Here is a 22,558-nt window from a genome sequence, read left to right as displayed (position 1 = left end):
CCCGAACCCGCGCACTGCTGTTCGCTCGCGGACGCACATACTTCGCCTTTCATCAAGGGGCGCGCCAACTCTCGTGTATGGACACATGCAAGGAAGAGCTCGAGGAGGAGCAGGTGACAGCAAGTACGATCTCACTCGGTGAGGAGCTCAAGCGTGGTCGGATCCCGTTCTATCGGGGTGGATTGTCCATGTGGGCGTGGGTGGCCCAGCGGATCACCGGTGTGCTCATCTATGTGTTCCTGCTGATCCACGTCGCGGACAATCTGATGCTGCGGGTATCCCCGGACGCCTACAACGAGGTCATCCACACCTATAAGACGCTGGTGGTGGGGTTGGGCGAGATCGGCCTGGTCGCCGCCATTCTGGGGCATGCGCTCAATGGTCTGCGGATCGTGTTCATCGACCTGTGGGGCAAGGGTGTGGGCAAGACGAACCAGATGTTGTGGGGCGCGGTCATCATCTGGGCGTTGCTGATGATCCCGTTCACCGTCAACCATCTGAGCCATTACTTCAAGTAGGTGAGCATCGTGGCTACTGTTACTCCGATCGAGCGCGCCCTGGGCGCCCCCGGGAACTCCGGTAATTCCAATAACTTCGAGAAGTACGCGTGGCTGTTCATGCGCCTGTCCGGCGTCGTGCTGCTGGTGCTGATTCTGGTGCACGTGTATGTGAACCTGGTCGCCGGTGACGGTGTGTTCAAGGTCGACTTCGCGTTCGTGGCAGGCAAATACGCCAGCCCGTTCTGGCAGCTGTGGGATTTCGCCATTTTGTGGCTCGCGGTGCTGCACGGCACCAATGGTGTGCGGGTCATCATTCGTGACTACGCACCGAGTCTCGGGGCGCGGTTCTGGCTGACCAGTCTGGTCTCGGTCTTCGCGATCGTGATGCTGCTCGCGGGGACCTACACGATCTTCACCTTCGATCCGTGCCCGACGAGCGGCACCGTGCAGAACCTGCCCTCGTTCTGCCCCGCCCGCTGACCGCCTGAGGAGGCACATCATGTCTGTCGGCATCTATTTCGATATCGCGCTGGCCTTTGCGGCCGTGTTCATCATCTGGTTCGCGGCCCTCGTCGTCTCGAAGATGTGACATGAACCCGACTGACGACGCTGCGGCTATATCGCGTCGCGTTTGCGGGCCAGGAATTCTCGTTCGATGTCGTTGCCCGCGAGCAGGATTGCTTCGTCGTAGGCGGCGCGGGCCTCGTCGGCGCGGCCCAGTTGGGTGAGGAAGTGGGCGCGGGCGGCGGGGAGGTATTCGTAGGTTGCGAGTTGGGGGTGGGTTGCGAGGGCGTTCAGGGCGGCGAGGGCGGGTTCGGGGCCTTCGGCGTAGCCGAGGGCTACGGCGCGGTTGAGGTCGACCACGGGGGAGGGGCAGCGGCGAGCCAATTCGTTGTAGAGGCCCAATATTTGGGGCCAGTCGGTGACCTCGTGGCCGGGGGATTCGGCGTGTACGGCGGCGATCGCGGCTTGTAGCGCGTACTTTCCGGGGTTGCGCAGGGAATCGTGTACGAGGGCAAGGCCTTCGGTGATCAGGGCGCGGTTCCATCGGGTCCGGTCCTGGTGTTCGAGGGGGACCATCGCGCCGTCGGTGTCGAGGCGGGCGTCGCGGCGGGATTCGGTGAGGAGCATCAGGGCCAGCAGGCCGGTCAGTTCGGCGTGCTCGGGGACCAGTGTGCGCAGCATGCGGGCGATCTCGATGGCGCGTTCGGTGAGCTCGCGGCGCACCAGTTCGGTGCCGTAGGGGGCGGTGTGCCCGGTCGTGAACAGCAGGTGCACCACGGTCAGTACCGCGTCGACGCGTTCGGGCAGCTCGGCGGGCGCGGGCACCCGGTAGGGGATGCGGGCCGCGGCGATCTTCTTCTTGGCGCGGGTGATTCGGGCCGCCATGGTGGGTTCGGACACCAGGAACGCGCGGGCGACCTCGGCAGTGGACAGTCCGCATACCAGCCGCAGGGTGAGCGCGACCTGTGCCTCGAGCGCGAGGGCCGGGTGGCAGCAGGTGCAGATCAGGCGCAACCGGTCATCGGCGATACGCGGGTCCACGGCGTCCACGGCCTGTTCGGCAATGTCCGCATCGTGCTCATCGGAGACCAGCAGGGGCAGCGCCCGCCGCTGAGTGGCATTGCGCCGCAAGAGATCCAGTGCCCGATTGCGTGCCACCGTGGTGAGCCAGCCGCCGGGTCGCGCGGGCACGCCCTGCTCCACCCAGACCGTCAGCGCCTGGGCGTACGCCTCCTGCACGCATTCCTCGGCCAGGTCGATATCGCGCGTGACGCGCACCGTCGCGGCGAGCACGAAGGCCCATTCGCTCCGGTGCGCGTCCCCGACGGCGGCGGCAATGTCAGCCGACAGCACCCGGTACCGCCCAGATCGGACGTACTTCGACCCCGCCGCCGTCCACCGGCACCTGCTTGGCCACCGCGATCGCCGCGTCCAGATCCTCGGCCTCGATCAGGTAATAGCCGCCGAGCTGTTCCTTGGTCTCGGCGAACGGGCCGTCGGTGACCACGAATCCGCCCGCGCCGTCCGGACGCAGCGATGTCGCGGTGCCGACCGGTTCCAGCGCGTTACCACCGCGCAGCGCCGGGCCATTGGCGGCAATGAAGGCCTGATGCTTCTGCCCCATCTCCGCGGTGTGCTCCTCGATGAGCCGTTCATCCTGGTAGATCAGCACCAGATACTGCGTCATGATCGGTATCCCTTCCTGCGGTGGGCCCGTCCATCGGACCCCTCGATACCTACGACGCGCAAGTCCCGCCGGAATCGACACCGGCCGCGGACCAGTTTCGGCCACCTGTCGATTCGCGTGGGGATCGTGCGTCGGACAGATATGCATCCTGACGACAGTAAGAGTGAGATGACCACAACCCCCGGCACCGAGCGGCGGGCGCGATTCATCGTGATGTGGGACGTGCCTTCCGATATCGCGGCCTTCGAACGTCACTACCTCGACGTCCACATTCCGCTGGCGACCCAGCTACCCGGCCTGCGGCGCTATACCCGCAGCCACAACGCGGCCCCGGTGCGCGGCGAGCCCTACTACATGGTCGGCATGCTGGACTGGGACGATATGGCGTCGCTGAAGGCGGCATTCGGCTCCGAGATCGGCCGCCGCACCGCCGCCGACACCGCCCTCCTGGAGCGCTACGCGACCATGCGCAGCATGATCCTGCAACTCGACGACGTCTAGGCTCGGAGTCGTCAGCGGTCCCCGGTGTTTCCGGTGGCTTCGGCGCGGTCGAGGGAGTCGCCGAAATGTTCCAGGAGACGGCGTAATTCGCCGGTGAAGCTCTCGTAGGTGGCGGGGTCGTAGGCGGGGAGGATGCGGGCTTCGTTCTCCAGGTGGAGGCGGAATACGCGGTCGATGAGGTCGCGGCCGTGGGGGGTCAGGCGGACTCGGACCGAGCGGCGGTCGCCGGTGTCGCGGACGCGTTCGACGAGGTTCCTGGCCTCCAGCCGGTCGATGCGATTGGTGACCGTGCTGGAGGTGATCATGGCGGCCTTCAGTAGTGCGCCCGCGGTCAGTTCGTAGGGGGCTCCGGCGCGGCGCAGGGTGGTGAGGACGTCGAACTCCCACACCTCCAGGTCGTGCTCGGCATAGAAGTTCTTGAGGGCGCGATCGAGGACGCGGGAGAGCCGTTGCACGCGGCCGACGATGGCCACGGGCCACAGGTCTTCGGCCAGGTCGGGGGACTCTTTCGTCCACAGATCGATGATCAGGTCAACGGTATCCGCCACACGCAACTCCTTTATCTCGATATCGAGAGACTTGACGTCGACAGTCTCTCAATGGTTTTATCTCGATGTCGAGATTACTTGATGAGGGAAGGGCGGGACATGGTCACCGTCGCACATCCGGAAACCACCACCACTCGAGCCCGGTCGCCGCGAATGCCGCACGGCGCGGTGCGCGATATCGTGCTGACTGCGCTCGCACCGGCCGCATTCGGAACCGTTTACGCCGCAACGACTTTGCTGCTTCCGCCGGACCGTCCGCTACTGGCCTCGGTGATGCGGGCGCTGCCGGCCGGGCTGCTGATCCTGGCTTTCACCCGCACGCTGCCGCGCGGCGCGTGGTGGTGGAAGTCGTTCGTCCTGGCGATGCTCAATATCGGGGCGTTCCTCCCGCTGTTGTTCATCGCCGCCTACCGCCTGCCCGGCGGGCTCGCGGCCACCTTCGGCGCGCTGCAACCGCTGATCGTCGCCGCGCTCGCGCTGCCGCTGCTCGGTATCCGCACCCCGAGTGTGGTGCTGATCTCCGCGGTCGCCGTCGCATTCGGTGTCGCCTTGCTGAGCTTGACCGCGCCGACCCTGCCCGATCCGGTGGGCGTCGCGGCCATGCTCGGCGCGACCACCCTGCTGGCCTTGGGCATTGTGCTCGGCAAGAAATGGGGTTCGCCGGTGCCGCCGCTGACCATGACCGGCTGGCAGCTCACCCTGGGTGGCCTGGTGCTGGCCCCACTCACCCTGGCTGTCGAGGGGTTGCCGCCCACGCTCACCGGGGCGAACCTGCTCGGATTCGCCTACATCGGCCTGATCGGCACCGTGCTGGCCTACACGCTGTGGTTCCGCGGCGTGCAGAGGCTCGCGCCGACCTCGGTATCGCTGCTGTCGACCACCAACCCGCTGGTCGCCACCCTGGCCGGGTTCCTGCTGCTCGGGCAGACCCTGACCGGCTGGCAACTCGTCGGATTCGCCATCGCCCTGACCGCCCTGATCGCAGGGCAGACCCTGAATAGGAGCCCGAAATGACCACCACCGCACCCGAACTGCGCGTCCTGGCCCTGTCCGGGAGTCTGCGCGCCGACTCGTACAACACCGCCCTGCTGCGCGCAGCACAGAAGTTCAACCCCGGCGGCATGACCATCGACATCTACCCGTCGCTCGGCGAATTGCCGCTCTACAACCAGGATCTCGAGGCTGGTCGGCTGCACTGGGCGGTCGAGGACCTGCGCTACGAGATCGCCCGCGCCGACGCTCTGCTCATCGCGACTCCCGAACACAATGCCTGCATCCCCGCCGTATTGAAGTCCGCTATCGACTGGATGAGCCGCACCCCCGACAGCGCGACCCTTCCGGGTAAGCCGGTCGGCCTGGTCGGCGCGACCCTCGGCGCACTCGGGACCGTCCGCGCTCAACAGTCCCTGCGCCAGATCCTCACCGCCGTCGGCGCGGATGTCCTCGCCAAGCCCGAGGTCATGGCCTTCCGCGCCCACGAACGCTTCGACGCCGACGGCAATGTGACCGACGGATTCACCCAAACCCAGCTCATCGCACTGCTGGACGCGCTCGCCGAGCGAACCCACCGGATTCGCTGACCACCGGGGAGCGACAGCGCGGGCAGCCCTCTCGGGGGCTGCCCGCCTCGCTGTCCGGTCTCTGTCGCTGGGACTGTTCTGGGGTGCAACGGGATCGGTAAGTCTCGGGTTAAGGATCGTTGCGAGATCTGGCGTTGTTCCGGATCCGGCTGGAACGAATGCTGGATGTTGTCACCGATAGCCGATTCGGCGGCAGCGAAGGAGAGGGTAATGCCGGAGAACGTCAGCTGGGATCTCGAAGGGAATTGGAAGGCCAGTGGGGAGTGGGGGACTGCGAGTTCGGGGGGTGGCGTCGGTATCGCCGAGAACCCGAACGATGTGACCGTGAGCGATCGGCGGGTGGATCTGGCGCATTGGCAGCGGCGGCTGGATGAGTTGCGGGCCGCGCATCATGTGCCGGGGGCGGGGTTGGCGTTCCTGGTCGATGGCGAGGTGTATGAGCTCGCGAGTGGAGTGCTGAACCGCCGCACCGGCGTTGAGGTGACCACGGATTCGGTGTTCCTGTGCGGTTCGATCGCCAAGGTCTATACGGCCACGATGATCATGCAGCTGGTCGATGAGGGCAAGCTGGATCTGGATGCGCCGGTGATCGATGTGCTGCCGGAATTCGCCGTTCCGGATGCCGAGGCCACCAAGTCGATCACCACCCGGCAGTTGTTGTCGCACACCGCCGGAGTGACCAATGACTTCAACTTCGATGCCGGTCGCGGTGACGACTGCCTGGCCAAGTTCGTCGAGGCGGCGCGTGAGGTGCCGTTGGATTGTCCGACGGGGACGGCGTTCTCGTACGGCGGTGTCGGCTTCATCGTCATGGGCCGCATGATCGAGGTCTTGACCGGAACCACCTGGGATCAGCAGGTTCAGGAGCGGATCGCGACCCCGCTCGGCCTCGAGCGCACGATAACGCTGCCGGAACAGGCCCTGCGTTACCGCGTGGCCATGAGCCATCTCGGCGAGCCCGGCGTGGATCCGGACCCCGCGCCCGAATGGGATCTCATGCCGCGCGCGATCGGCCCCGCGGGCCGAATCATCTCCAGCGCAGGCGATATGGTCCGTTTCGCGCGGGCGCACCTGGCCGGTGGCGTCGCCCCCGACGGCACCCGATGGCTCAGCGCCGACAGCACCGCCACCATGCAGCGCCGCGAAATCGACTGCCCCGACAAGTGGACCGTCAGCGGCGACGGCCAGGGCCTCGGCTGGGTCCTCAATGACTGGAATGGCGTCGGCGGCTTCGGCCATGACGGCGCGGCCATCGGCCAGTACGGCTACCTGCGCATCGTCCCCTCGGCCAAGGTGGCGGTCGTCCTGCTGACCAATGGCGGTGGCGCACGCCAGCTTTACGCCGACCTGTTCCGGGAACTGTTGCGCGAGTTCGCCGATGTCACCATGCCCGAACCATTCGGCCCGGCCGAGAACCCGCCCGCCATCGACATCATCCCGCACATCGGCACCTACAAGCGCGCGGGCGTAGTCCTCACCGTCAGCGAAAAAGAGGGCAACCCCCACATGCTCTACGAATTCGTAGACGACATGGCCGGGATGTCCCCTCCCCTGAGCATCGACCTCATCCCGGTCAGCGAAACCGTCTGGGCCGGAACAGGTGCGGGCCCCTCCTTCAGTGAGGGCTACATGCCGGTCATCTTCGCCACCCTCGCCAACGGCGTCCCCTGCGTCTACGTCGGCACCCGCGCAACCCCGAAGACCGACTGAACAAACCGGCGGTCATCATGCGAAAGTTCCCTGGGCCGTCCTCGACTCGGTATCTCGGTAGGGGCCGGATTCCGTTGTCGGAAACCGAAATCGAGGACGGTGTCGGGGGTTCCGGGTCAGCCGGTGGGTGGGATGTTCTGGTTGAGCTGGAAGACGTTGTCGGGGTCGAATTGTCGTTTGAGGTCGACCAGGCGGGTCCAGGTGGAGTCGCCGTAGGCCTCGCGGATGCGGTCGGTCTCGTCGGCGCTCATGTGGTTGATGTAGGTGCCGCCCGCGGACCAGGGGCGGAAGCGTTCCCAGGCGGTTCGGGCCCAGTCGCGGTGTTGGTCGCCGGGGTCGGTGGGGTCGGGCCAGCCGGCGATCAGGGTGAGCATGGCTTGCGCCGAGCGGAAGCGGAAGGCGGTGGCGTCCTCGGGGACTCGGGCGATGGCTCCGCCCATGACTCGCAGCAGAACCTGCGACAGCGGGGAGGTGATCTCCACGGCCGCGGTGATCAGGGCATCGATCACGCCGTCGTCGAGTGGGCCGAGCCATTCGGAGCGGGCGTAGCAGGCGAGTCCGGGGGGTGCGCCTGCGTCGACCATGGATTGCAGGACGGTGTAGGGCATGGGGCCGAACAGGTCGGCGATCGGATTCGCCACTGTGCGTAGCGGTTTCGTGAGTTCTATGCCTTCATGCAACGGTCCGGTGTATCCGGCGGCCAGGGCTACTACGGTCGTGCCTTGCATTGATTCGGGGATGAACGGCGCGGGTGGCGCGGTGAGTAGGGCGGCATTGAGCCCCAAGGCATCCGGTGCGTCGGCCGCGACCTTCAGGTAGGCGCGCAGCGCGGGCCGGGCTTCCTCCAGCGGGTAGATGACCATGCCGCCGAACAGTGGCATGGGAATCGCATTGAGCCGGAAGGTGAATCGGGTGACAACGCCGAAATTGCCGCCGCCGCCCCGCAATCCCCACAGGAGTTCGGGATGCCGGTTCTCGTCGACTTCGAGAATGGAACCGTCCGCGGTGACCAGTTCCGCCGCGAGCAGATTGTCGCAGGACAGCCCGTATTGCCGTGACAGCCAGCCAATTCCGCCGCCCAGGGTGAGCCCGGCGACACCCGTGTTCGAGATCTCGCCGCCGGGTATGGCCCGTCCGGCGGCCTGAGTGGCGGCGTCCAGTTCGCGCCAGAGCACGCCGGGTTCGACGACGGCCCGGGACCCCTCGACCCGAACCCCCTTCATCGGCGACAGATCGATGACCAATCCGCCTTCGCAGGTGGAGTGGCCCGGCATGCTGTGGCCGCCGCCGCGCACCGCGATCGGCACGCCGTGCCGGACGCCGAATCGCACCGCTATCGATACGTCCTGCGCCGTCCGGCATCGGGCGATGAAGGCGGGCCGCCGGTCGATCGCCCCGTTCCAGACCCGGCGGGCCTCCTCGTATTCGGGATCGTGGGGCCGCAGTATCTCCCCGGAGAACTCCCCGAGCGATGTATCGAAAAGTGTCATGAACCAAAGGTCGGCCACCGCGGCCCCGCTCACCATCCCCGAATCCGGGGGATCGCGCCCGCGTTCGCCAGGACGGATACTCGGATCATGGCATCAACCGAAGCGCTGACCTCGGCAGTTGAGCGTATCTGCCGCACGGTATCGGGTGCGGTGGCCATCGAATGCGCGATCGCGGAGTTGCTGTGCGAGACCGTCGGATTCGACGCGTGGTGCGCGCTCACCCTCGATCCCGCCTCTCTGCTCCCCACAGGTGGTTTCCATGAGCGGGGTGTGTCGTTCGAGCTGGCGTCGCGCCTGATGGAGATCGAGGTGCGCGGCGGGGACGCCATGACCTGGCCCGCCATGGTGCGTGCGGGGGAGCGGGTGGCGACCCTGGACCGGGCGACCGGCGGTGATCGGCAGGGTAGCGAGCGCTATCGCGAGGTGCTGGTGCCCGCCGGTATGGGCCATGAACTGCGCGCGACTTTCACGACGCCGTCCGGCATCTGGGGCGCGCTGGTCTTGCTGCGCGGTGTCGGCACCGAGGACTTCACCGCCGCCGATATGCGCGCCATCGAGGAATCCACCGCCGGTGTGGCGACGGCCCTGCGCCGGGAGATGGTGCTCACCGATATCGCGAAGGCCGATTCCATCGACGGCCCCGGCCTGGTCATGCTGGACGACTCCCTCACCATGGTCGAAGCCACCCGCACCGGCGGCATGTGGCTGGCCGAAATCGATGACAGCACAGACCCTTTGCGTCAACTCCCGGTGGCCTTGACCATGGTCGCCAACCGCGTGCAAGCCAGCGCCATGCCGGTTCGCACCCGAGTCCGCACCCGCACCGGCCGGTGGCTGACCCTGCACGCCGACCGTCTGGTCGCCACCCCGGAACGCATTTCGGTCATTATCGAACCGGCCCGCCCGGTCGAGATCGCCGAATTGATCGCCGACGCATACGGTCTCACCGCCCGCGAACGAGAAGTGGTCCGCCTGCTCTCCAGCGGCTGCACCCGCCAGGAAATCGCCAGAGCCCTGACCCTCTCCGCCCACACCGTCGACGACCACATCAAACGCATCTTCGGCAAACTCGAGGTCCGCAGCCGAGCCGAACTGGCCGCCAAACTCTTCTACGACCAGCACGCCCCCCGCCTCGCCACAGACGTCCCGGTAGGCGCTTCCGGCTGGTTCATCCGTTGATCCGGCAACCGAAGGCCGAGTTCAGGATTCGGGGATGTAGCTCGAATAGGTGACGCCACACTGGAAGGCCTTGCACTCGCCCAGTCGTAGGCGCGGTCGGCGGTACCCGTCGGGGAACAGGCGTCGCCCGCGCCCTTGAACGACCGGGTAGACGAACAGGCGGTATTCGTCGACGAGTCCGGCTTCGATCAGGGCGTGGCACAGGGTGATGCTGCCGGTGGTCACGATGTCGAGTCCCGGCTGCTGCTTCAGCGCCTGGACTTCCTTCACCGGATCGCCGGACAGGATCGTGCTGTGCTGCCAGCCCGGATCGACCATGGTGGCGGAGATGACGAACTTGTCGACTTCATTGAGGTAGTCGGCGATTCCGGTCGGATCGTCGGTCAGCGTCGACCAGTATCCGCGCAGGTCCTCGAAGGTCTGCCTTCCGGTGAGAAAGGCGTCGGACTGCCGATCCTGTCGGTGCACCTCCGCCAGCAGATCCGATTGATCGAATTGACTCTGCGGTTCGAACCAGTCGTCGAGCATCTCGATGGAACCGTCGACGGTGATGTTCTGGGTGATCACGAGTTTGCGCACTGCGTTCTCCTATCGTCCGGGGTGCGTGCTCCCTTCTTGATTAGACGATGTGAGAGCCCAGGATTAATCGGATGTCGTATCCGCGGTCACTCGGCGAATCCCGCGGCCAGCTTCGCGACCTCGTCGAGTCGGGGCGCGAAGAGGTTCAGAATCGGGATGGTCGTGTAGGTAGGGGTGGTTACTATGCCTGCCGCGCGGGCGGTGGGCAGCAGGGTGTCGGTGACGAACGACTCGAATCCTGCTGCGTCGTCCCATAGTTCGATGATTCGCATTCCGGTTTCCGTGGAGCCTGCGACGTGCAGTGCGATGCCGGGCGCGGGTTTGCCGGTCACGCCCATCTCCGCGATGATCGCGTCGTAGTCGGCCTTGGTCTCTTCCCAATCCATCACTGCCAGAACGGCCATGGTTCGGTTCTCCTGCTTCGTAGAATCGGTACGGTCACCACGGTAGGGAGCGCATCGACCCGCGAATCCGCATCGAGGCGTCAAGCGCCGGACCAAAGACGACAAGTTCGAAGGGTGACTCGGCCATGGCCGTTGATCTCGCAAGAATCCAGGGGACGGTGTCGCATTCGCTGGCCCGGCTGGTGCGCGCGGCCGCGGTGGACGCGGGTGCATCGGCCGCGGAACTGCTGCGAGTGCCGGTCTCGGACACTGCGGATCCGTTGGCTCGCCCGCCCACGACCGCGCTGATCAGGTTGTGGGAGTCGATGACCGTTCGCCTCTCCGATGACGCGCCCGGGCTCGCGGTGGCCGAGCGTGCCGGGTTCGGCACCCTCGACATCTGGGACTACTTGTTCACCAGCGGTGCGACCCTGGCCGAGGGCGCGCGGGCCGCCGCCGAATATCTGCCGCTGCTGGTTGATCCGCTGGCTCGTATGGATGTGGTCGACAGTGGCGGTCAGCTGGCCATTCACTACAGTGCCGAAACCCGTTGGACCGAGCAGGCAGCGCCCATTCATCAATTCCTGCTCGCCCTGATCCTGCGCCGGGCCCGCGAGGCCACGGGCCGGTCGCTCACCCCGGTGCATGTCGGTTTCGCGCATGACGCACCGCCGGATCATCGCTCGCTCGCGGAGGCATTCGGTACCGGGCGCATCGATTTCGGTCTGCCCCGGAATTCGCTGACCTTCCTGACTCGGGACACCGTCACGGTGCCGCTCCGTGATCCGGCCCTGACCCAAATTCTGTGCAGGTCAGCGGGGTTGACGATTGCTGCCGCGTATCGGCAGCCGGAACAGCCATGGCTCAATGAATTCCATGCCGCCCTTGCGGATGCCTTCGCGGAGGGGACACCCTCGCTGCGGGATGTCGCCGCACGGCTGGCCATCAGCCCTCGCACGGTGCAGCGCAGACTCGATGAGGCGGATGCCTCCTGGAGGGAAGAACTGGAAAGGGCACGAAGGGATCTGGCCGCCGAGATCCCTGCGCCGGGCTTCTCCCGCCGCGCTCTGGCGTCGCGTCTCGGCTATGCCGATGACCGGTCCGTCCGCCGGGCACTGCGACGCTGGAACCAGCATCTGCCCGATGAACGGTGAGGACATCCGTTGTGCCTCAACGAGACTCGCCGGTCAGGAAGCTCACCGAGGCTTCGAAGGCGTCGTCCACGCGGGCTCGATCGCCGGTGGTGATGAGGTCGAGTTGGAGACCGCGGATTTGAGCGAGGATGAATGTGGCGGTGCGGGAAATGGTTTCGGGGGGCCAGTCGTAGCGGGCGAGTTCGCGTTCGATGACCGTGAGCCAGTCGGTGACCAGGCGTGCGGCGGGATGGTAGGGGGTGCGGGCGGTGCTGGCGACGAGTTCGAAGAGGATGAGGAATTGGCGTTGTTCGCGGGGCTGGCAGAGGTGTCGCCAGGAGGCGCGCAGGAGGTCGGCGGGGGAGTCGACGCGGCGGATTTCCTCGGAGAGCAGGCGCTGTTCGAAGTCGGTGCGAATGTGCTGCAGGACCTCGGTGAGCAGGGCGTCCTTGGTGGCGAAATGCCGGATCAGGGTGGCGTGACTGACGCCGAGGGCCTTGGCGACCGGGCGCAGGGACAGGTCGCGGGTGCCATTGTCCAGCACGTATTCGGTGGCGGCCGCGAGTAGTTCCGGGCGGCGATGTTGAAATCGCAGCGTGCGGCCGTCGATCTTCTTCTCGCTCACCGCTGGCGCGGTACCCGGTTCGGTCATGACGAAAATTTTAGCGTTCCGACCGGTTACGTAACCACTCGGTACGGCTATTCTCGGGTGGAGGGTCGAACCGGTGGCCCGCTCGTGAGGAGACTTTCGATGAGATTCGACGAATACCGCGCACACGACGCGGTCGGACTGGCCGAGCTGGTCGCCAAGGGCGATGTGCATCCGACCGAACTCTTGCAGGCCGCACTCGACCGCAATGCCGAAATCAATCCGGTGATCAATGCGATGAGCCTGTTGATGGAGGACGTCGGCAAGGAACTCGCCGGTCGGACCGCCACCGGACCCTTCGCGGGCGTGCCCTTCCTCCTCAAGGATCTCGCCCAGGATTACGCCGGATATCCGACCTCCGCCGGGACCGGACCCTTGCGCGGGGTGCGAGCCGCCCGGCACAGCATCAATGTGGAGCGTTGGCTCGCAGCCGGTCTGGTGATCTTCGGCAAGACCACCACCTCGGAGTTCGGCGCGAAAGGGGTCGTGGAGACGAGGACCTTCGGAGCCACCCGCAATCCCTGGAACCCGGATCACACCCCGGGCGGCTCGTCGGGCGGTTCGGGTGCGGCGGTCGCCGCGGGCATTGTCCCCATGGCCGGGGCCAGCGATGGGGGCGGTTCGATTCGAATCCCGGCCGCCTGCAATGGCTTGTTCGGCCTCAAGGCCGGTCGCGGGCTGATCTCCAATGGTCCGGTGCTCGGTGATGCGCTCTTCGGCGCGGTCAGCGAGGGTGTCCTCTCCCGCAGTGTCCGCGACACCGCCGTCATGCTCGACATTCTGAGCCAGCCCGATCCCGGCGGCCCCTACGCCGTCACCCGCCCGGACCGTCCCTTCCGCGATGCCGTGACCGAGCCGCCGCGCCGACTACGCATCGGCTTCACCCACGAATCTCCCCAGGGCACACCGGTCGACGCCGAGGCGGTCCGCGCGGTCGAGGATGTGGCCCGACTGCTCGAAAGCCTCGGCCACACGGTCGAACCCGCCGCGCCCGCCATCGACGGCAAGCAGCTGGCAATGGACTTCATGACCGTCTGGACCGCCCTCGCCGCCGCCGAACTGAAGCACGCCTGCCAGCTGAGCGGCGCGGCCCCAACAGATTTCGATATCGACACCCAGGTCCTGGCCGCTGTAGGCCGCGCCCTCGCGGCCCCTGACGTGATCGAAGCGCACGCCCGCTGGAACGACCACACCCGCGCCCTGTCCGCCTTCCACACCACCCACGACCTACTCCTCACCCCCACCCTGGCCGCACCCCCACTGCGCATCGGCGAAAACCGCACCCCCGCAATCGCCGAAACCGTCCTCCCCCCACTCCTCCGCCTAGGCGCCGGAAAGCTGATGTCCCGCACAAACTTCTACGTCGACCTGGTAACCGCAAACCTCTCCGCCGTCCCCTTCACCCAACTCGCCAACATCACCGGCCGCCCAGCAATGAGCGTCCCCACCCACTGGACCGCCTCCGGCCTCCCCCTCGGCACCCAGTTCGTCGGCCCCTCCGGCAGCGAATACCTGCTGTTGCAACTGGCAGCCGAAATCGAAACGGCCCAACCGTGGTTCAACCGCCACCCGGAGGCCCCCCGCCCGTAGGTCTCCTCGCGGCAAGTCAGCACCCAAAGAACTGAATGGACGTTCAGTGGGACATGAGGCTGGGCGATCCGGACAAAACCCCGGCTCATATCCCACTCGACGGGCAGGGCTGGGGGGTGCCGGCCGGACGCGACGAAGCCCACGTGTTGGGGGCACGCGGGATTCGTTGTTCTTGATGTCGAACCTCGCTGTTCGGCAGCGGGGTTCGGGAGGGGGTCAGTCCTTGACCAGGACCGGGGCCTCGGCGTTGGCCTCGGCTGCGCCGTGGGCCGGGTTGGCGGAGCGGCTGGGGAGTAGGACGGCCATGACGATCACGACCAGGGACAGCACGGCGGAGACGGCGAAGGCTAGGCGCATGCCGTCGATGTGGGCGGTGACCGGGTCGGTGCCGTTCTTGACCAGAGAGGTTGCGCGACCGGTCATTACGGTTACCACCAGGGCGGTGCCGAAGGCGGCGGCGACCTGCTGGAGGGTGCCCAGCATGGAGCTGCCGTGCGAGTACAGGTGCATGGGGAGTGCGCCCAGGCCCAGGGTGAAGACCGGGGTGAAGGCGGCGGCCAGTCCGATCATGAGCAGGATGTGCAGTGCCACCAGCAGCACGTACGGCGTGGTCAGCGAGATCTGGGTGAAACCGGCCAGCGAGGCGGTGATCGCGATGGCGCCGGGGATGACCAGGACGCGGCCGCCGAAGCGGTCGAACAGCTTGCCGACGGTCGGGCCGAGTAGGCCCATGGCCAGGCCGCCGGGCATGACCAGCAGGCCGGTCTGCAGCGGCGAAAGGTGGCGCAGGTTCTGCAGATACAGCGGCAGCAGGATCATCGAACCCATCATCGCCAGGAAGGCGACCGCCATCAGGACCAGCGCCTTGGAGTAGGTGCCGGACAGCAGCACCCGCAGGTCCAGCAGCGGGGTGCCATTGCGCTGCAAGCGCAGCTGGCGGAAGGCGAAGATGGCGACGAGGGCGATACCGGCGGCCACGATCAGCGCGGGGGTGGCGACATTGTCGGTGGTGAACTGGCTCAGCCCGTACACCAGGCTGCCGAAACCGAGGGCCGCGAAGCCCACACTGGGCACGTCGATCGAACCGGTCTGCGGCTCACCGATGTTCTCCAGATGACGCAGCCCGAACGCGGTGACCGCGCCGGCGATCGGCAGCACCAGCAGGAACAGGTAGCGCCACGAACCGACCTGCAGCACCAGGCCGGAAATGACCGGGCCCATGGCCGGAGCCACCGAAATGGCAAGCGTGACATTGCCCATGACGCGACCGCGGTCGGTCTCGGGGACCACGGTCATCAGCGTGGTCATCAGCAACGGCATCATCACCGCGGTGCCACCGGCCTGAATGACGCGGCCGATCAGCAGCACCGCGAACGACGGCGCGACCGCCGACAATGCGGTACCGGCCAGGAACACGCCCATGGCGAGGGCGTATGCGCGGCGGGTCGTAACCCGCTGCAGGAACCAGCCGGTCGTCGGAATGACGGCCGCCATGGTGAGCATGAACGCGGTGGACACCCACTGCGCCGACCGCTCACTCACATGCAGATCGGTCATGAGGCGCGGAATCGCGTTGATCATGATGGTTTCGTTCAGGATCACCACGAACGTCGCGAGCACCAGAAGCCGGATGACTGTCGGTGTCCGCCCTGTGGTGGGACTGGCGGATAAATCGGCGGACATCGGGTACCTCCGGGCGTTCGGGTCAGGACGAGGGGTGGACCAGCGCCGAGTCCACGACTTCCCAATCCCGGCGCTACACGAGATCAGACGGAAGCGGATCCATCAACTAATCGGTCGCGTGCCAGTATCCCTGCCGGGTACGACACAAATCACTCGATTTTCCCCACCCCCGCCCGCCGGACGATCTCAAAAACCCCTGTTCACAAGCACTTTTCACAACCGCCCAACGCCAATCGTGAGGCTGGTCACGTGCCCATCTCGCGCACTGCTCTAGCCCGATATAAAACGATCGCTCTAATATGACTACATGGCCAATCGAGAGATAGTCGAGCAGTTCTATCGAGCAACGCAGGCCGGAGATGGCGAGGGCATCCTCGCGTCCCTGCACCCCCGGTTCGAAGCGCGGGTAGCGCCCGGGCTGCCCTCCGTCGCTGGTGCGAAGTTCCATGGGCCGAAGGCCGCGCTCACCGGATGCTGGGGTCCGGTCGCGCAGGACTACCGGATCGCCCCATTCGCGGAGCGCTGGATCGATGCCCCCGGCGACATCGTCATAGTCACCGGCCACTACCGCGGCGAAGCCCGCGCGACCGGCCACCCCGTCGAAGCCGAATTCGCCCACATCTGGCGCGTATCCGAGGGCAAGATCATCCACCTCCACCAGTTCACCGACACCTGGCAATGGCGAACCGCCCTCGTCCCCGCCGCCTGATCACCCTACTGCGGTCGCGCCGCGCAGCTTGGCGTTCTCGCGTTCCAACTCCGCGACCCGATCGTGCAAAACCTGCAGCGCCTCCACGACCTCCTCGCGCGGATACAACTCCGGAATGTGCTGGCTGCAGTTCCAATCGAACGCCTCCACCTCGATCAGAACAGCCCGCTCGACCTTGGCCTTGTAGTCCGAGTTGCTAAGCGCCGCAATCAGCTTCGGATCGTCGTCGATCTCCACCACGCGTGCCCGCCCAAGAATCTTCAACCGCGTCTTACCCGCATAGTCCATCAAGAACAGCGAAACCCGATCATCGTGATCAAGGTTCCCCCGACTGATGTACTGCCGATTCCCCAGAAAATCAGCAAACCCGATCGTCCGAGCATCGATCACCTTCAAGAGCCCCCGCGGTCCCCCTCGATGCTGAATGTACGGCCACCCCGTCTCCCCAACCGTCGCCATATAGAAGCTGTCCCGCTCCTCGATGAACCAGGCTTCGTTCTGCCCAATCCTGTCGGCAACATCAGGCACCGCCGCCCGCCGCTCATAACTCCGCAAGCTCCCATGCCTGCGCTGATGCTCCCGAACCGATTCGGTGAACGCCACCTGTCCGTAATGCCCAGTCATCCCGGAGCCCCTCTCGGTCAGCCCTAACCTATTATCTATAGTTAGAAGGTTAGAGATGTCGAGTACATTCCCGATCCCGAGAATCTCCTGAGCGCGTTCAGTTCAGGAACCGGCAGTGGTGGCGCTGGACTTCTTGGGTCGATAGCGCAGCACGACGACATCGTCGAGCACCGTGGCGTCGACGAGCTCCAGTCGACGCCGCGAACCGCCCGGGAATTCCGCAGGGTTGACGAATCGTGGTGCGTCGCGCTGTCCGATGAGCAGCGGCGCGACCGCGTAGCGCAGCTCGTCTGCGAGGCCGGCTTCCAGGAACCCGGTGTGAATGTGCGTGCCGCCCTCCACGATCAGCTGCGCGATCCCGCGTTTACCGAGGTCGTCGAGCAGCGCACCCCAGAAATCCGGGTCGGTGATGCTGGTGATTTCAGCAACGGCGTCGAGACTGTCACCGATCTTCTCGGCCCCCTCGGTGGTGGTGTACACCAACGGTTTTCCGGCCTCGACGTGATGGTGGAACATGCGCGCGGAAGGGGCGATATCGCCCGTACGAGTCACCGTCACCTTGAGCAGATTGGCGGGTTTCCCCGCCGCCACACGCGAGTTACGGCGTTCCTCGCTCCGTAGCCACAGCCGCGGATCGTCCCGGCGCACCGTCTCGGCTCCGATGAGGATGGCATCGGACTCGGCGCGCAACTGGTCGACACCGTCGAAGTCCCGATCGTTCGACAGATACAGGCGCTCCGGGATGGTGTCGTCGATGTAGCCGTCGAGGCTGACGGCGACGGAGAGCACTACATATGGTCGTGGCAACTCTCGGCCTCCCAGATGGATTAAACGGTTAGAAGCAGCCCAGGCATTCCCGATCCGAGGTTATTCGCAGACCACCGTCCAGTCGGACCGGACTTCACCCACGAATTGCGCTCTTCACCCACGTTGTTACGTGGGTGAAGAGCGCAATCGGTGGGTCAAGTCAGCTACACCCGCAGCTCTCGGATCAGGACGTGGAGGACAGGAGCATCCGGCCAACTCGGCTGGAGGGTGCCGACTTTCGACCATCCCCAGTTCTTGTAGGCGCGGTAGGCCCGCGTGTTGTCGGGCTCGACCAACAATGTTGCGCGCTGTTCCGGTCGGCTGTTCAGGATCTCGTCGTGCAGGGCGCGAGCTACGCCTCGGCCGGTGAACTCCTTGGACACCATGATTCGGAGAGCGCGAACGTGCGTGTTCCGTCCTCCGTCGTGAACGCGGTGCGGTCCCCACTGTCCAGGCTGAGGTTTGTCCACCAGCGACTGTTCGAGGTGAGCGGCCATCCCCATGTTTGGCCTGCGGGCACGCCGTCGATGTGCCCGACCACGAGCTCGAAGCTGCCTGCCCGTGGCTCGGTGTAGGCGTCGAATCGGCGCATGAAAGCGTCGGGCGCAACGAACACATCACCCGAGTCGATTGCGTCGATATACGCGCTGCGGTAGATCGATTCGACGGTGTCGCGAATCCCGCGTGCCCGGCTCGCGGTGTAGTGGTTGAACGTCAGGCCCTGGATCACGTCGGCGCTCATACGGATACTGTGCGCGCGAGTTCATCGAACTGTCGACAGAACTCGTCGGCCGTGGGCAGATCCGCAGCTGGCCGTCGTCAGCCTCGCGAAGCGCCGTCGGGCCACACGATCTCAACCGGGACGCCCTTCTCCCGAGCCAACTCGACGACCGTGCCGGTGCCGCCCTTCTCACCGGGCCTGCTGTCCCACACCGCGATCAACTTGTCGGACAACCCCACCAGGGCCTCATTCGCCACCTCGTACGCTTCGCGTCCAGCGTCGTCGAAGTCCATCACGTGTACTGCATCGGCGTGACGCAGCAGTCGATCGAACTGCTCGGCGTGATCGGGCTTCACCTTCCGTTCGCGGTAGTTCCGCGACGGCAGAACGACCTCGAGTCGGCCGCCTGCATCCAGAACGGCCTGCGCGAACACGCTATCCGCGCCACGGGCGATGCAGCTGATCCCAACGAGATCCACACTCTCCACTTGCGCCAAAATCGTGGCGACCTCGTCGTACACCAGCGGGACCGTGTCCTCGGTGATGTTCATGTGCCCGGTGACGCCGATGCGAGTCATGCCCACTTCTATACCGGGTTCGCGACCAACGGGCGCATCCTGTCCCGAAGTTCATCGACGACCCGCACGTTCGCGAGATGCTCTGTCCTCGCATATATCTCCAGCAGCTTCACGCGGACCCGATCCGAAGCTGTCCTTTCCACTATCGACAGGGCCGTCGATGAGCGGGGATCCTGACGACTGCAGCTGGCTGCCGACGCCAGAACCTCAGTCGCCCATAGTTCTCGGCCATCGCATGTGGGAGTTGCTCGGCGCTGCGGTGCGGTTGGCGCGAGCCCACGGTACGGACCGCATGGGGGTCGAGCATTTGTTGCTGACGATGTTGGTCGACCCGACCACAATCCCGAGCGATCAACTTCGGGCGATGGGATTGGATCCGGGCGTCGTATTCGCTCGCCTCATGGCGAGCGTGCCGGATCTGTCCGGCAGCGACTTCAATTGATGAAGGATTCGTTTTCCAGCTGAGCGGCAATGATTTCGACCAGCGCGGCGTGAGTTTCTGTGTCGGCGGCGGCTACCAGGCCATAGGGTGCCGTATCGATCGGCTGGCCGATCAGACCCGTGACGACGCATCCTGCGGCTCGGCACAAGGCGATTCCACTCGCGAAATGCACACTGTCACGTAGGTCGCCATCCGAAACGTATGCTGCGCGACGCCCGGCCGCGACCCACGCCACCGCGAGAGTGGTCGACAGTACGCGAGGGCTGAAAGCGGCATTGAACTTTCGGTCTCCGAGTAGGCGTGTGGGCTCGAACCCACCCTCGCCCGGGACCCAGTAGTCGAGGTTGACCTCCACCAGCCGACTGCCGGGATCGGGCACCAACGGCTGGTCCTGGCCGTCCCGGCGCAGCCAGGCGCTCCCACCATCGGTCCAGAACACTTCCCCGGCAAACGGATCGGCAACCACAGCTGACGTGACCGAAGCCCCGATTCGCGTGCCGATATTCACTGCCAGATGTGGTGTGCCCGCCGCGAAATTCCGGGTTCCACAGAGTGGGTCGATCAACCACGCGCGATCCGATTTCTCTTCACCGGTGTCCCCGGACTCCTCGGCGATGAACCGGTCGTCCGGACGGGCTGCGCCGATCACCGCAAGAATGGTGCGCTCCGCGGCGATATCCACGCTGGTCGCGAAATCGTTGTGCCCCTTCGCATAGCGGGTCACCGGGGTCCGGAAGCCCGACCGGATAACACCACTCGCGGCTTGCGCCGCCCGAATGGCCACCGCTGCGTCAGTCTCGTCCACGTCGGCACCCTACTGTCCCGCTCACTTCCCGGCCATTGTTCACTGGTGCAGGCATTCGCCGAGAAGGGTGCTGTGCCAGTGAACACTCGATTGTGCCGGCGGGTCAGTGGGTGAGGGTGACCTTGTGGAGGCCGGTGGGGTGGTCGGGGTTCAGGGCTAGGTGGCGGGAGAGGGATAGGGCTAGTTGTTGGCCTCGGATGGTGGCTAGGAGGCAGTCGGCTAGGTGGGCTTGGGGTGGCCAGGGGAGGTCTGCGTTGATTGATGTGCCTGCCAGGATGATTGGGGACCGGCGGGACTTCAGGGTGGCGCGGAGGTTCAGGGTGTCGGTGTCGGCGGGGCCGGAGCCTGCCAGCAGGACAGTGGGGGTAGTGGGGCCGGTTACTGCTATCGGGCCGTGGCGGAAGTCGGCGGTGGAGAAGCCGTGGGCTAGTAGGCCCGTGGTTTCCTGGAGCTTCAGGGCTGTCTCCAATGCGGCCGGGTAGCACGCACTTCGGCCGACAACCGCCGCGCGATCGACGGTGGACAGGAGGTGGGCGGCCGCGTCCACGCCGGTGGGGTAGTCCAGGAGATGGGCTGCGGCGGAGGGGAGTTCGGCGGCCTCGCGGGCGGACATGCCGTTGGGGGCGAGTCCAGCCGCTAGGGCGAGTACGGCCAGCATTTGGGCGGTTACGGTTTTGGTTGCGGGGACGGCTAATTCGGGACCGGCGTCGAGGGGGACCGTGTAGTGGGCCGCGTTGGACAGGGGGGAGTCGGGGGCGTTGGTGACGGCTACTACCCGGGCTCCGGCGGCGGCGTAGCGATGGGTGAGGTCGACTATTTCGGGGGTGTGGCCGGATTGGGAGAGGGCTATGAGGAGCCAGTTGCGGAAGCCGGTGGGTTCGCGGCCGTAGGCGGTGGCGAGGCTGGGGGCTACCAGGCAGGTGGGGAGACCGGTGTGGAGTTCTATGGCGTAGCGGCCGAGTAGGGCGGCATTGTCGGAGGAGCCGCGGGCCAGGAAGGCGACACCGGCGGGGGGTTGGGTGTGGAAGAGGGCGGCGACTTCGGAGCCGATGGCGGTGAAGCGGTCGGCCAGGGCGGCCAAGACGTAGGGCTGTTCGCGCATTTCGGATTCCATCAGCGTGCCGAGTGCAGCGACGGTCATCGGGGTCCTCCGGAGATGGTCAATCGGGGTGGGGGCGTGGTGGTTTCGGTGCGGACGGCGTCGAGGGCGAGGGTGATCGCGCCGTGCAGGGAGGCGTCGGCCAGGAAGTGGGCGGGGCGGAATTCGGGTGGGAAGGGGGTGGCGGCGGCGACCAGGTCGGTGAGGGTGGGGAGGATCGTGTCGGCGGCGGTCATCATGCCGCCGCCGAGCACGATTCGTTCCGGGTCGACGAAGACCGCGAGATTCGCCAGGGCGGTGGCGAGCGACTCCAGGGTGTGGCGCACGAGCAGCTGCGCGTCGGGGTCGGTGCGCCGGAATAGTTGGGCGCTGGTCACTTTCGTGCCGAGCACGGCGGACGCGCGCTCGGCCAGGCCGCGACCGGCGACCAGCTCTTCCAGGGGAGCGCGGCCCTGCGCGACGGCTCCGACCGGTGCGGTGCCGGGATTCATGTACGCGATCTCCCCGGCGGCATGATGCGCCCCGGGAATCACCTGGCCGCCGACGATCAGCGCGGCCGCGATGCCGGTGCCGAGACTGACATAGATCCCGGTATCGACGCCGCGCAGCGCGCCGAATCTGACCTCGGCCATTGCCGCGGCCCGGACATCATTGGCCACCCGAACCTCGGGCACACCGAATTCCGTTGCCAGACGGGAAGATAGGGCCAACTGCTCCCATCCCGGCAAGTTCGGAGTGAGCTGAATGCCATCGGGCCGAATAATGCCCGGGCACACCGCCGCCCACCCGGCGACCGGCAGGCCGTGCCCCTCACGCCCGGCCTGCTCCAGCCGTCGAACGGATTGTGCTGTGCGAGAGAGAATATCGTCGGGCCCGAGCTCGGTGCGAGTCTCCAAGCGTTCCCGTTCCAGCACCACACCCCGCTGATCGGCGAGCGCCACCTCGGTCTTCGTCCCACCGAAATCGATGCCGATCACGGCGAATCCACCTGCTGTGTAAGGCAATTCATGTCCTCGGAATCGTCGGACCGGGCGAGGGTGGCTCGCCCGGACCGAAT

At 66.0% G+C, this 22,558-nt stretch carries 27 protein-coding genes; 11 read left to right on the top strand and 16 right to left on the bottom strand.

Translation table 11 applies throughout. The annotated features are described in order from the left end of the window. Positions 1-113: 113 nt before the first annotated feature. Positions 114-518 carry a succinate dehydrogenase, cytochrome b556 subunit gene (gene sdhC / locus AB0N05_RS01875; RefSeq protein ID WP_364686220.1) on the top strand — a complete coding sequence of 135 codons (405 nt, stop codon included), beginning with the start codon at positions 114-116 and terminating at the stop codon, positions 516-518. 9 nt (positions 519-527) lie between these two features. Then, positions 528-980 (top strand): succinate dehydrogenase, encoded by a 453-nt coding sequence (locus AB0N05_RS01870; RefSeq protein WP_364686217.1) that lies wholly within the window; start codon positions 528-530, stop codon positions 978-980. A 135-nt stretch (positions 981-1,115) separates the two neighbouring features. Here the strand turns inward: AB0N05_RS01870 and AB0N05_RS01865 are convergent, their stop codons facing one another. Beyond that, positions 1,116-2,357 carry a sigma-70 family RNA polymerase sigma factor gene (locus AB0N05_RS01865; RefSeq protein ID WP_364686214.1) on the bottom strand — a complete coding sequence of 414 codons (1,242 nt, stop codon included), beginning with the start codon at positions 2,355-2,357 and terminating at the stop codon, positions 1,116-1,118. Next, positions 2,344-2,691: a YciI family protein gene (locus AB0N05_RS01860; protein WP_364686211.1), complete on the bottom strand. Its 348-nt coding sequence runs from the start codon at positions 2,689-2,691 to the stop codon at positions 2,344-2,346. Before AB0N05_RS01860 ends, AB0N05_RS01865 begins: the two co-directional genes overlap by 14 nt. 168 nt (positions 2,692-2,859) lie before the next feature. On the opposite strand from AB0N05_RS01860, the gene AB0N05_RS01855 reads away from it, so the two are divergent. Then, positions 2,860-3,192: an EthD family reductase gene (locus AB0N05_RS01855; RefSeq protein ID WP_364686208.1), complete on the top strand. Its 333-nt coding sequence runs from the start codon at positions 2,860-2,862 to the stop codon at positions 3,190-3,192. 11 nt (positions 3,193-3,203) lie between these two features. Here the strand turns inward: AB0N05_RS01855 and AB0N05_RS01850 are convergent, their stop codons facing one another. Continuing rightward, complete coding sequence (locus tag AB0N05_RS01850; protein ID WP_364686205.1) at positions 3,204-3,740, bottom strand: MarR family transcriptional regulator; 537 nt, start codon at positions 3,738-3,740, stop codon at positions 3,204-3,206. Positions 3,741-3,839: 99 nt separating this feature from the next. Between AB0N05_RS01850 and AB0N05_RS01845 the strand changes: the two genes are divergently transcribed. The 3 genes from AB0N05_RS01845 (at position 3,840) to AB0N05_RS01835 (ending at position 7,030) form a co-directional block, all read left to right on the top strand. Continuing rightward, positions 3,840-4,754 (top strand): EamA family transporter, encoded by a 915-nt coding sequence (locus AB0N05_RS01845; RefSeq protein ID WP_364686202.1) that lies wholly within the window; start codon positions 3,840-3,842, stop codon positions 4,752-4,754. Further along, positions 4,751-5,320, top strand: a complete 570-nt coding sequence (locus AB0N05_RS01840) for an NADPH-dependent FMN reductase (protein WP_364686199.1) — start codon at positions 4,751-4,753, stop codon at positions 5,318-5,320. Before AB0N05_RS01845 ends, AB0N05_RS01840 begins: the two co-directional genes overlap by 4 nt. A 210-nt stretch (positions 5,321-5,530) precedes the next feature. After that, on the top strand, positions 5,531-7,030 hold the full coding sequence (locus AB0N05_RS01835) for a serine hydrolase domain-containing protein (protein WP_364686196.1): 1,500 nt from the start codon (positions 5,531-5,533) through the stop codon (positions 7,028-7,030). A 116-nt stretch (positions 7,031-7,146) separates the two neighbouring features. On the opposite strand, the gene AB0N05_RS01830 is transcribed toward AB0N05_RS01835, so the two are convergent. Then, positions 7,147-8,520 (bottom strand): FAD-binding oxidoreductase, encoded by a 1,374-nt coding sequence (locus tag AB0N05_RS01830; RefSeq protein ID WP_364686193.1) that lies wholly within the window; start codon positions 8,518-8,520, stop codon positions 7,147-7,149. Positions 8,521-8,607: 87 nt separating this feature from the next. Between AB0N05_RS01830 and AB0N05_RS01825 the strand changes: the two genes are divergently transcribed. Next, positions 8,608-9,699, top strand: coding sequence for a helix-turn-helix transcriptional regulator (locus tag AB0N05_RS01825; RefSeq protein ID WP_364686190.1), 1,092 nt, complete (start codon positions 8,608-8,610; stop codon positions 9,697-9,699). Positions 9,700-9,720: 21 nt separating this feature from the next. Here AB0N05_RS01825 and AB0N05_RS01820 read toward each other — a convergent pair whose 3' ends face one another. Both AB0N05_RS01820 and AB0N05_RS01815 read right to left on the bottom strand, forming a co-directional pair. Further along, positions 9,721-10,278: a dihydrofolate reductase family protein gene (locus tag AB0N05_RS01820; protein ID WP_364686187.1), complete on the bottom strand. Its 558-nt coding sequence runs from the start codon at positions 10,276-10,278 to the stop codon at positions 9,721-9,723. 86 nt (positions 10,279-10,364) lie between these two features. Then, entirely contained in the window at positions 10,365-10,682 is a 318-nt protein-coding gene (locus tag AB0N05_RS01815) for a hypothetical protein (protein WP_364686184.1), read from the bottom strand. Positions 10,683-10,807: 125 nt separating this feature from the next. Between AB0N05_RS01815 and AB0N05_RS01810 the strand changes: the two genes are divergently transcribed. Continuing rightward, the gene (locus tag AB0N05_RS01810; RefSeq protein ID WP_364686181.1) at positions 10,808-11,815 is read left to right on the top strand and encodes an AraC family transcriptional regulator ligand-binding domain-containing protein; all 1,008 of its coding nucleotides are present in this window, start codon (positions 10,808-10,810) and stop codon (positions 11,813-11,815) included. A 16-nt stretch (positions 11,816-11,831) separates the two neighbouring features. On the opposite strand, the gene AB0N05_RS01805 is transcribed toward AB0N05_RS01810, so the two are convergent. Beyond that, positions 11,832-12,446, bottom strand: coding sequence for a TetR/AcrR family transcriptional regulator (locus AB0N05_RS01805; protein WP_364686178.1), 615 nt, complete (start codon positions 12,444-12,446; stop codon positions 11,832-11,834). 99 nt (positions 12,447-12,545) lie between these two features. Between AB0N05_RS01805 and AB0N05_RS01800 the strand changes: the two genes are divergently transcribed. After that, entirely contained in the window at positions 12,546-14,033 is a 1,488-nt protein-coding gene (locus AB0N05_RS01800; protein ID WP_364686175.1) for an amidase, read from the top strand. Between the two features lie 216 nt (positions 14,034-14,249). On the opposite strand, the gene AB0N05_RS01795 is transcribed toward AB0N05_RS01800, so the two are convergent. After that, entirely contained in the window at positions 14,250-15,716 is a 1,467-nt protein-coding gene (locus tag AB0N05_RS01795; RefSeq protein ID WP_364686172.1) for an MDR family MFS transporter, read from the bottom strand. 307 nt (positions 15,717-16,023) lie between these two features. Here AB0N05_RS01795 and AB0N05_RS01790 point away from each other — a divergent pair, with 307 nt between their 5' ends. Continuing rightward, entirely contained in the window at positions 16,024-16,425 is a 402-nt protein-coding gene (locus AB0N05_RS01790) for a nuclear transport factor 2 family protein (protein WP_364686169.1), read from the top strand. On the opposite strand, the gene AB0N05_RS01785 is transcribed toward AB0N05_RS01790, so the two are convergent. From AB0N05_RS01785 to AB0N05_RS01765, 5 genes are all read right to left on the bottom strand, one after another. Then, positions 16,426-17,028: a pyridoxamine 5'-phosphate oxidase family protein gene (locus AB0N05_RS01785; RefSeq protein ID WP_364686166.1), complete on the bottom strand. Its 603-nt coding sequence runs from the start codon at positions 17,026-17,028 to the stop codon at positions 16,426-16,428. It lies immediately after the preceding gene. A gap of 123 nt (positions 17,029-17,151) precedes the next feature. Further along, complete coding sequence (locus tag AB0N05_RS01780; RefSeq protein ID WP_364686163.1) at positions 17,152-17,856, bottom strand: dihydrofolate reductase family protein; 705 nt, start codon at positions 17,854-17,856, stop codon at positions 17,152-17,154. Positions 17,857-18,020: 164 nt separating this feature from the next. Next, a complete protein-coding gene (locus tag AB0N05_RS01775) occupies positions 18,021-18,242 on the bottom strand; it encodes a GNAT family N-acetyltransferase (RefSeq protein WP_364686160.1) in 222 nt (73 codons plus the stop codon). Next, positions 18,209-18,598 (bottom strand): hypothetical protein, encoded by a 390-nt coding sequence (locus AB0N05_RS01770; protein WP_364686157.1) that lies wholly within the window; start codon positions 18,596-18,598, stop codon positions 18,209-18,211. The genes AB0N05_RS01775 and AB0N05_RS01770 overlap by 34 nt, the downstream gene beginning before the upstream one ends. 77 nt (positions 18,599-18,675) lie before the next feature. Continuing rightward, positions 18,676-19,155 (bottom strand): hypothetical protein, encoded by a 480-nt coding sequence (locus AB0N05_RS01765; RefSeq protein ID WP_364686154.1) that lies wholly within the window; start codon positions 19,153-19,155, stop codon positions 18,676-18,678. A 160-nt stretch (positions 19,156-19,315) separates the two neighbouring features. On the opposite strand from AB0N05_RS01765, the gene AB0N05_RS01760 reads away from it, so the two are divergent. Then, positions 19,316-19,597 carry a Clp protease N-terminal domain-containing protein gene (locus tag AB0N05_RS01760; RefSeq protein ID WP_364686151.1) on the top strand — a complete coding sequence of 94 codons (282 nt, stop codon included), beginning with the start codon at positions 19,316-19,318 and terminating at the stop codon, positions 19,595-19,597. On the opposite strand, the gene AB0N05_RS01755 is transcribed toward AB0N05_RS01760, so the two are convergent. From AB0N05_RS01755 to AB0N05_RS01745, 3 genes are all read right to left on the bottom strand, one after another. Next, on the bottom strand, positions 19,590-20,402 hold the full coding sequence (locus AB0N05_RS01755; RefSeq protein ID WP_364686148.1) for an inositol monophosphatase family protein: 813 nt from the start codon (positions 20,400-20,402) through the stop codon (positions 19,590-19,592). The two genes, AB0N05_RS01760 and AB0N05_RS01755, sit on opposite strands and share 8 nt — an antisense overlap. Positions 20,403-20,505: 103 nt before the next feature. Further along, positions 20,506-21,543, bottom strand: coding sequence for an SIS domain-containing protein (locus tag AB0N05_RS01750; RefSeq protein WP_364686145.1), 1,038 nt, complete (start codon positions 21,541-21,543; stop codon positions 20,506-20,508). Next, complete coding sequence (locus tag AB0N05_RS01745) at positions 21,540-22,505, bottom strand: ROK family protein (protein ID WP_364686142.1); 966 nt, start codon at positions 22,503-22,505, stop codon at positions 21,540-21,542. Before AB0N05_RS01745 ends, AB0N05_RS01750 begins: the two co-directional genes overlap by 4 nt. Positions 22,506-22,558: the final 53 nt, after the last annotated feature.

Source organism: Nocardia sp. NPDC051030, from assembly GCF_040683015.1.
Lineage (GTDB): Bacteria > Actinomycetota > Actinomycetes > Mycobacteriales > Mycobacteriaceae > Nocardia.
Note: the sequence above shows the minus strand (reverse complement) of the source record. Positions and strands in the feature narration are given on the sequence as shown.

Coding starts and splice junctions, on each gene's coding strand:
- AB0N05_RS01860 (WP_364686211.1), bottom strand. CDS start 2,691: ATGACGCAGTATCTGGTGCTGATCTACCAGGATGAACGGCTCATCGAG.
- AB0N05_RS01855 (WP_364686208.1), top strand. CDS start 2,860: ATGACCACAACCCCCGGCACCGAGCGGCGGGCGCGATTCATCGTGATG.
- AB0N05_RS01845 (WP_364686202.1), top strand. CDS start 3,840: ATGGTCACCGTCGCACATCCGGAAACCACCACCACTCGAGCCCGGTCG.
- AB0N05_RS01840 (WP_364686199.1), top strand. CDS start 4,751: ATGACCACCACCGCACCCGAACTGCGCGTCCTGGCCCTGTCCGGGAGT.
- AB0N05_RS01835 (WP_364686196.1), top strand. CDS start 5,531: ATGCCGGAGAACGTCAGCTGGGATCTCGAAGGGAATTGGAAGGCCAGT.
- AB0N05_RS01830 (WP_364686193.1), bottom strand. CDS start 8,520: ATGACACTTTTCGATACATCGCTCGGGGAGTTCTCCGGGGAGATACTG.
- AB0N05_RS01825 (WP_364686190.1), top strand. CDS start 8,608: ATGGCATCAACCGAAGCGCTGACCTCGGCAGTTGAGCGTATCTGCCGC.
- AB0N05_RS01815 (WP_364686184.1), bottom strand. CDS start 10,682: ATGGCCGTTCTGGCAGTGATGGATTGGGAAGAGACCAAGGCCGACTAC.
- AB0N05_RS01810 (WP_364686181.1), top strand. CDS start 10,808: ATGGCCGTTGATCTCGCAAGAATCCAGGGGACGGTGTCGCATTCGCTG.
- AB0N05_RS01805 (WP_364686178.1), bottom strand. CDS start 12,446: ATGACCGAACCGGGTACCGCGCCAGCGGTGAGCGAGAAGAAGATCGAC.
- AB0N05_RS01800 (WP_364686175.1), top strand. CDS start 12,546: ATGAGATTCGACGAATACCGCGCACACGACGCGGTCGGACTGGCCGAG.
- AB0N05_RS01795 (WP_364686172.1), bottom strand. CDS start 15,716: ATGTCCGCCGATTTATCCGCCAGTCCCACCACAGGGCGGACACCGACA.
- AB0N05_RS01790 (WP_364686169.1), top strand. CDS start 16,024: ATGGCCAATCGAGAGATAGTCGAGCAGTTCTATCGAGCAACGCAGGCC.
- AB0N05_RS01775 (WP_364686160.1), bottom strand. CDS start 18,242: ATGGTGTCCAAGGAGTTCACCGGCCGAGGCGTAGCTCGCGCCCTGCAC.
- AB0N05_RS01770 (WP_364686157.1), bottom strand. CDS start 18,598: ATGAGCGCCGACGTGATCCAGGGCCTGACGTTCAACCACTACACCGCG.
- AB0N05_RS01765 (WP_364686154.1), bottom strand. CDS start 19,155: ATGACTCGCATCGGCGTCACCGGGCACATGAACATCACCGAGGACACG.
- AB0N05_RS01760 (WP_364686151.1), top strand. CDS start 19,316: ATGAGCGGGGATCCTGACGACTGCAGCTGGCTGCCGACGCCAGAACCT.
- AB0N05_RS01750 (WP_364686145.1), bottom strand. CDS start 21,543: ATGACCGTCGCTGCACTCGGCACGCTGATGGAATCCGAAATGCGCGAA.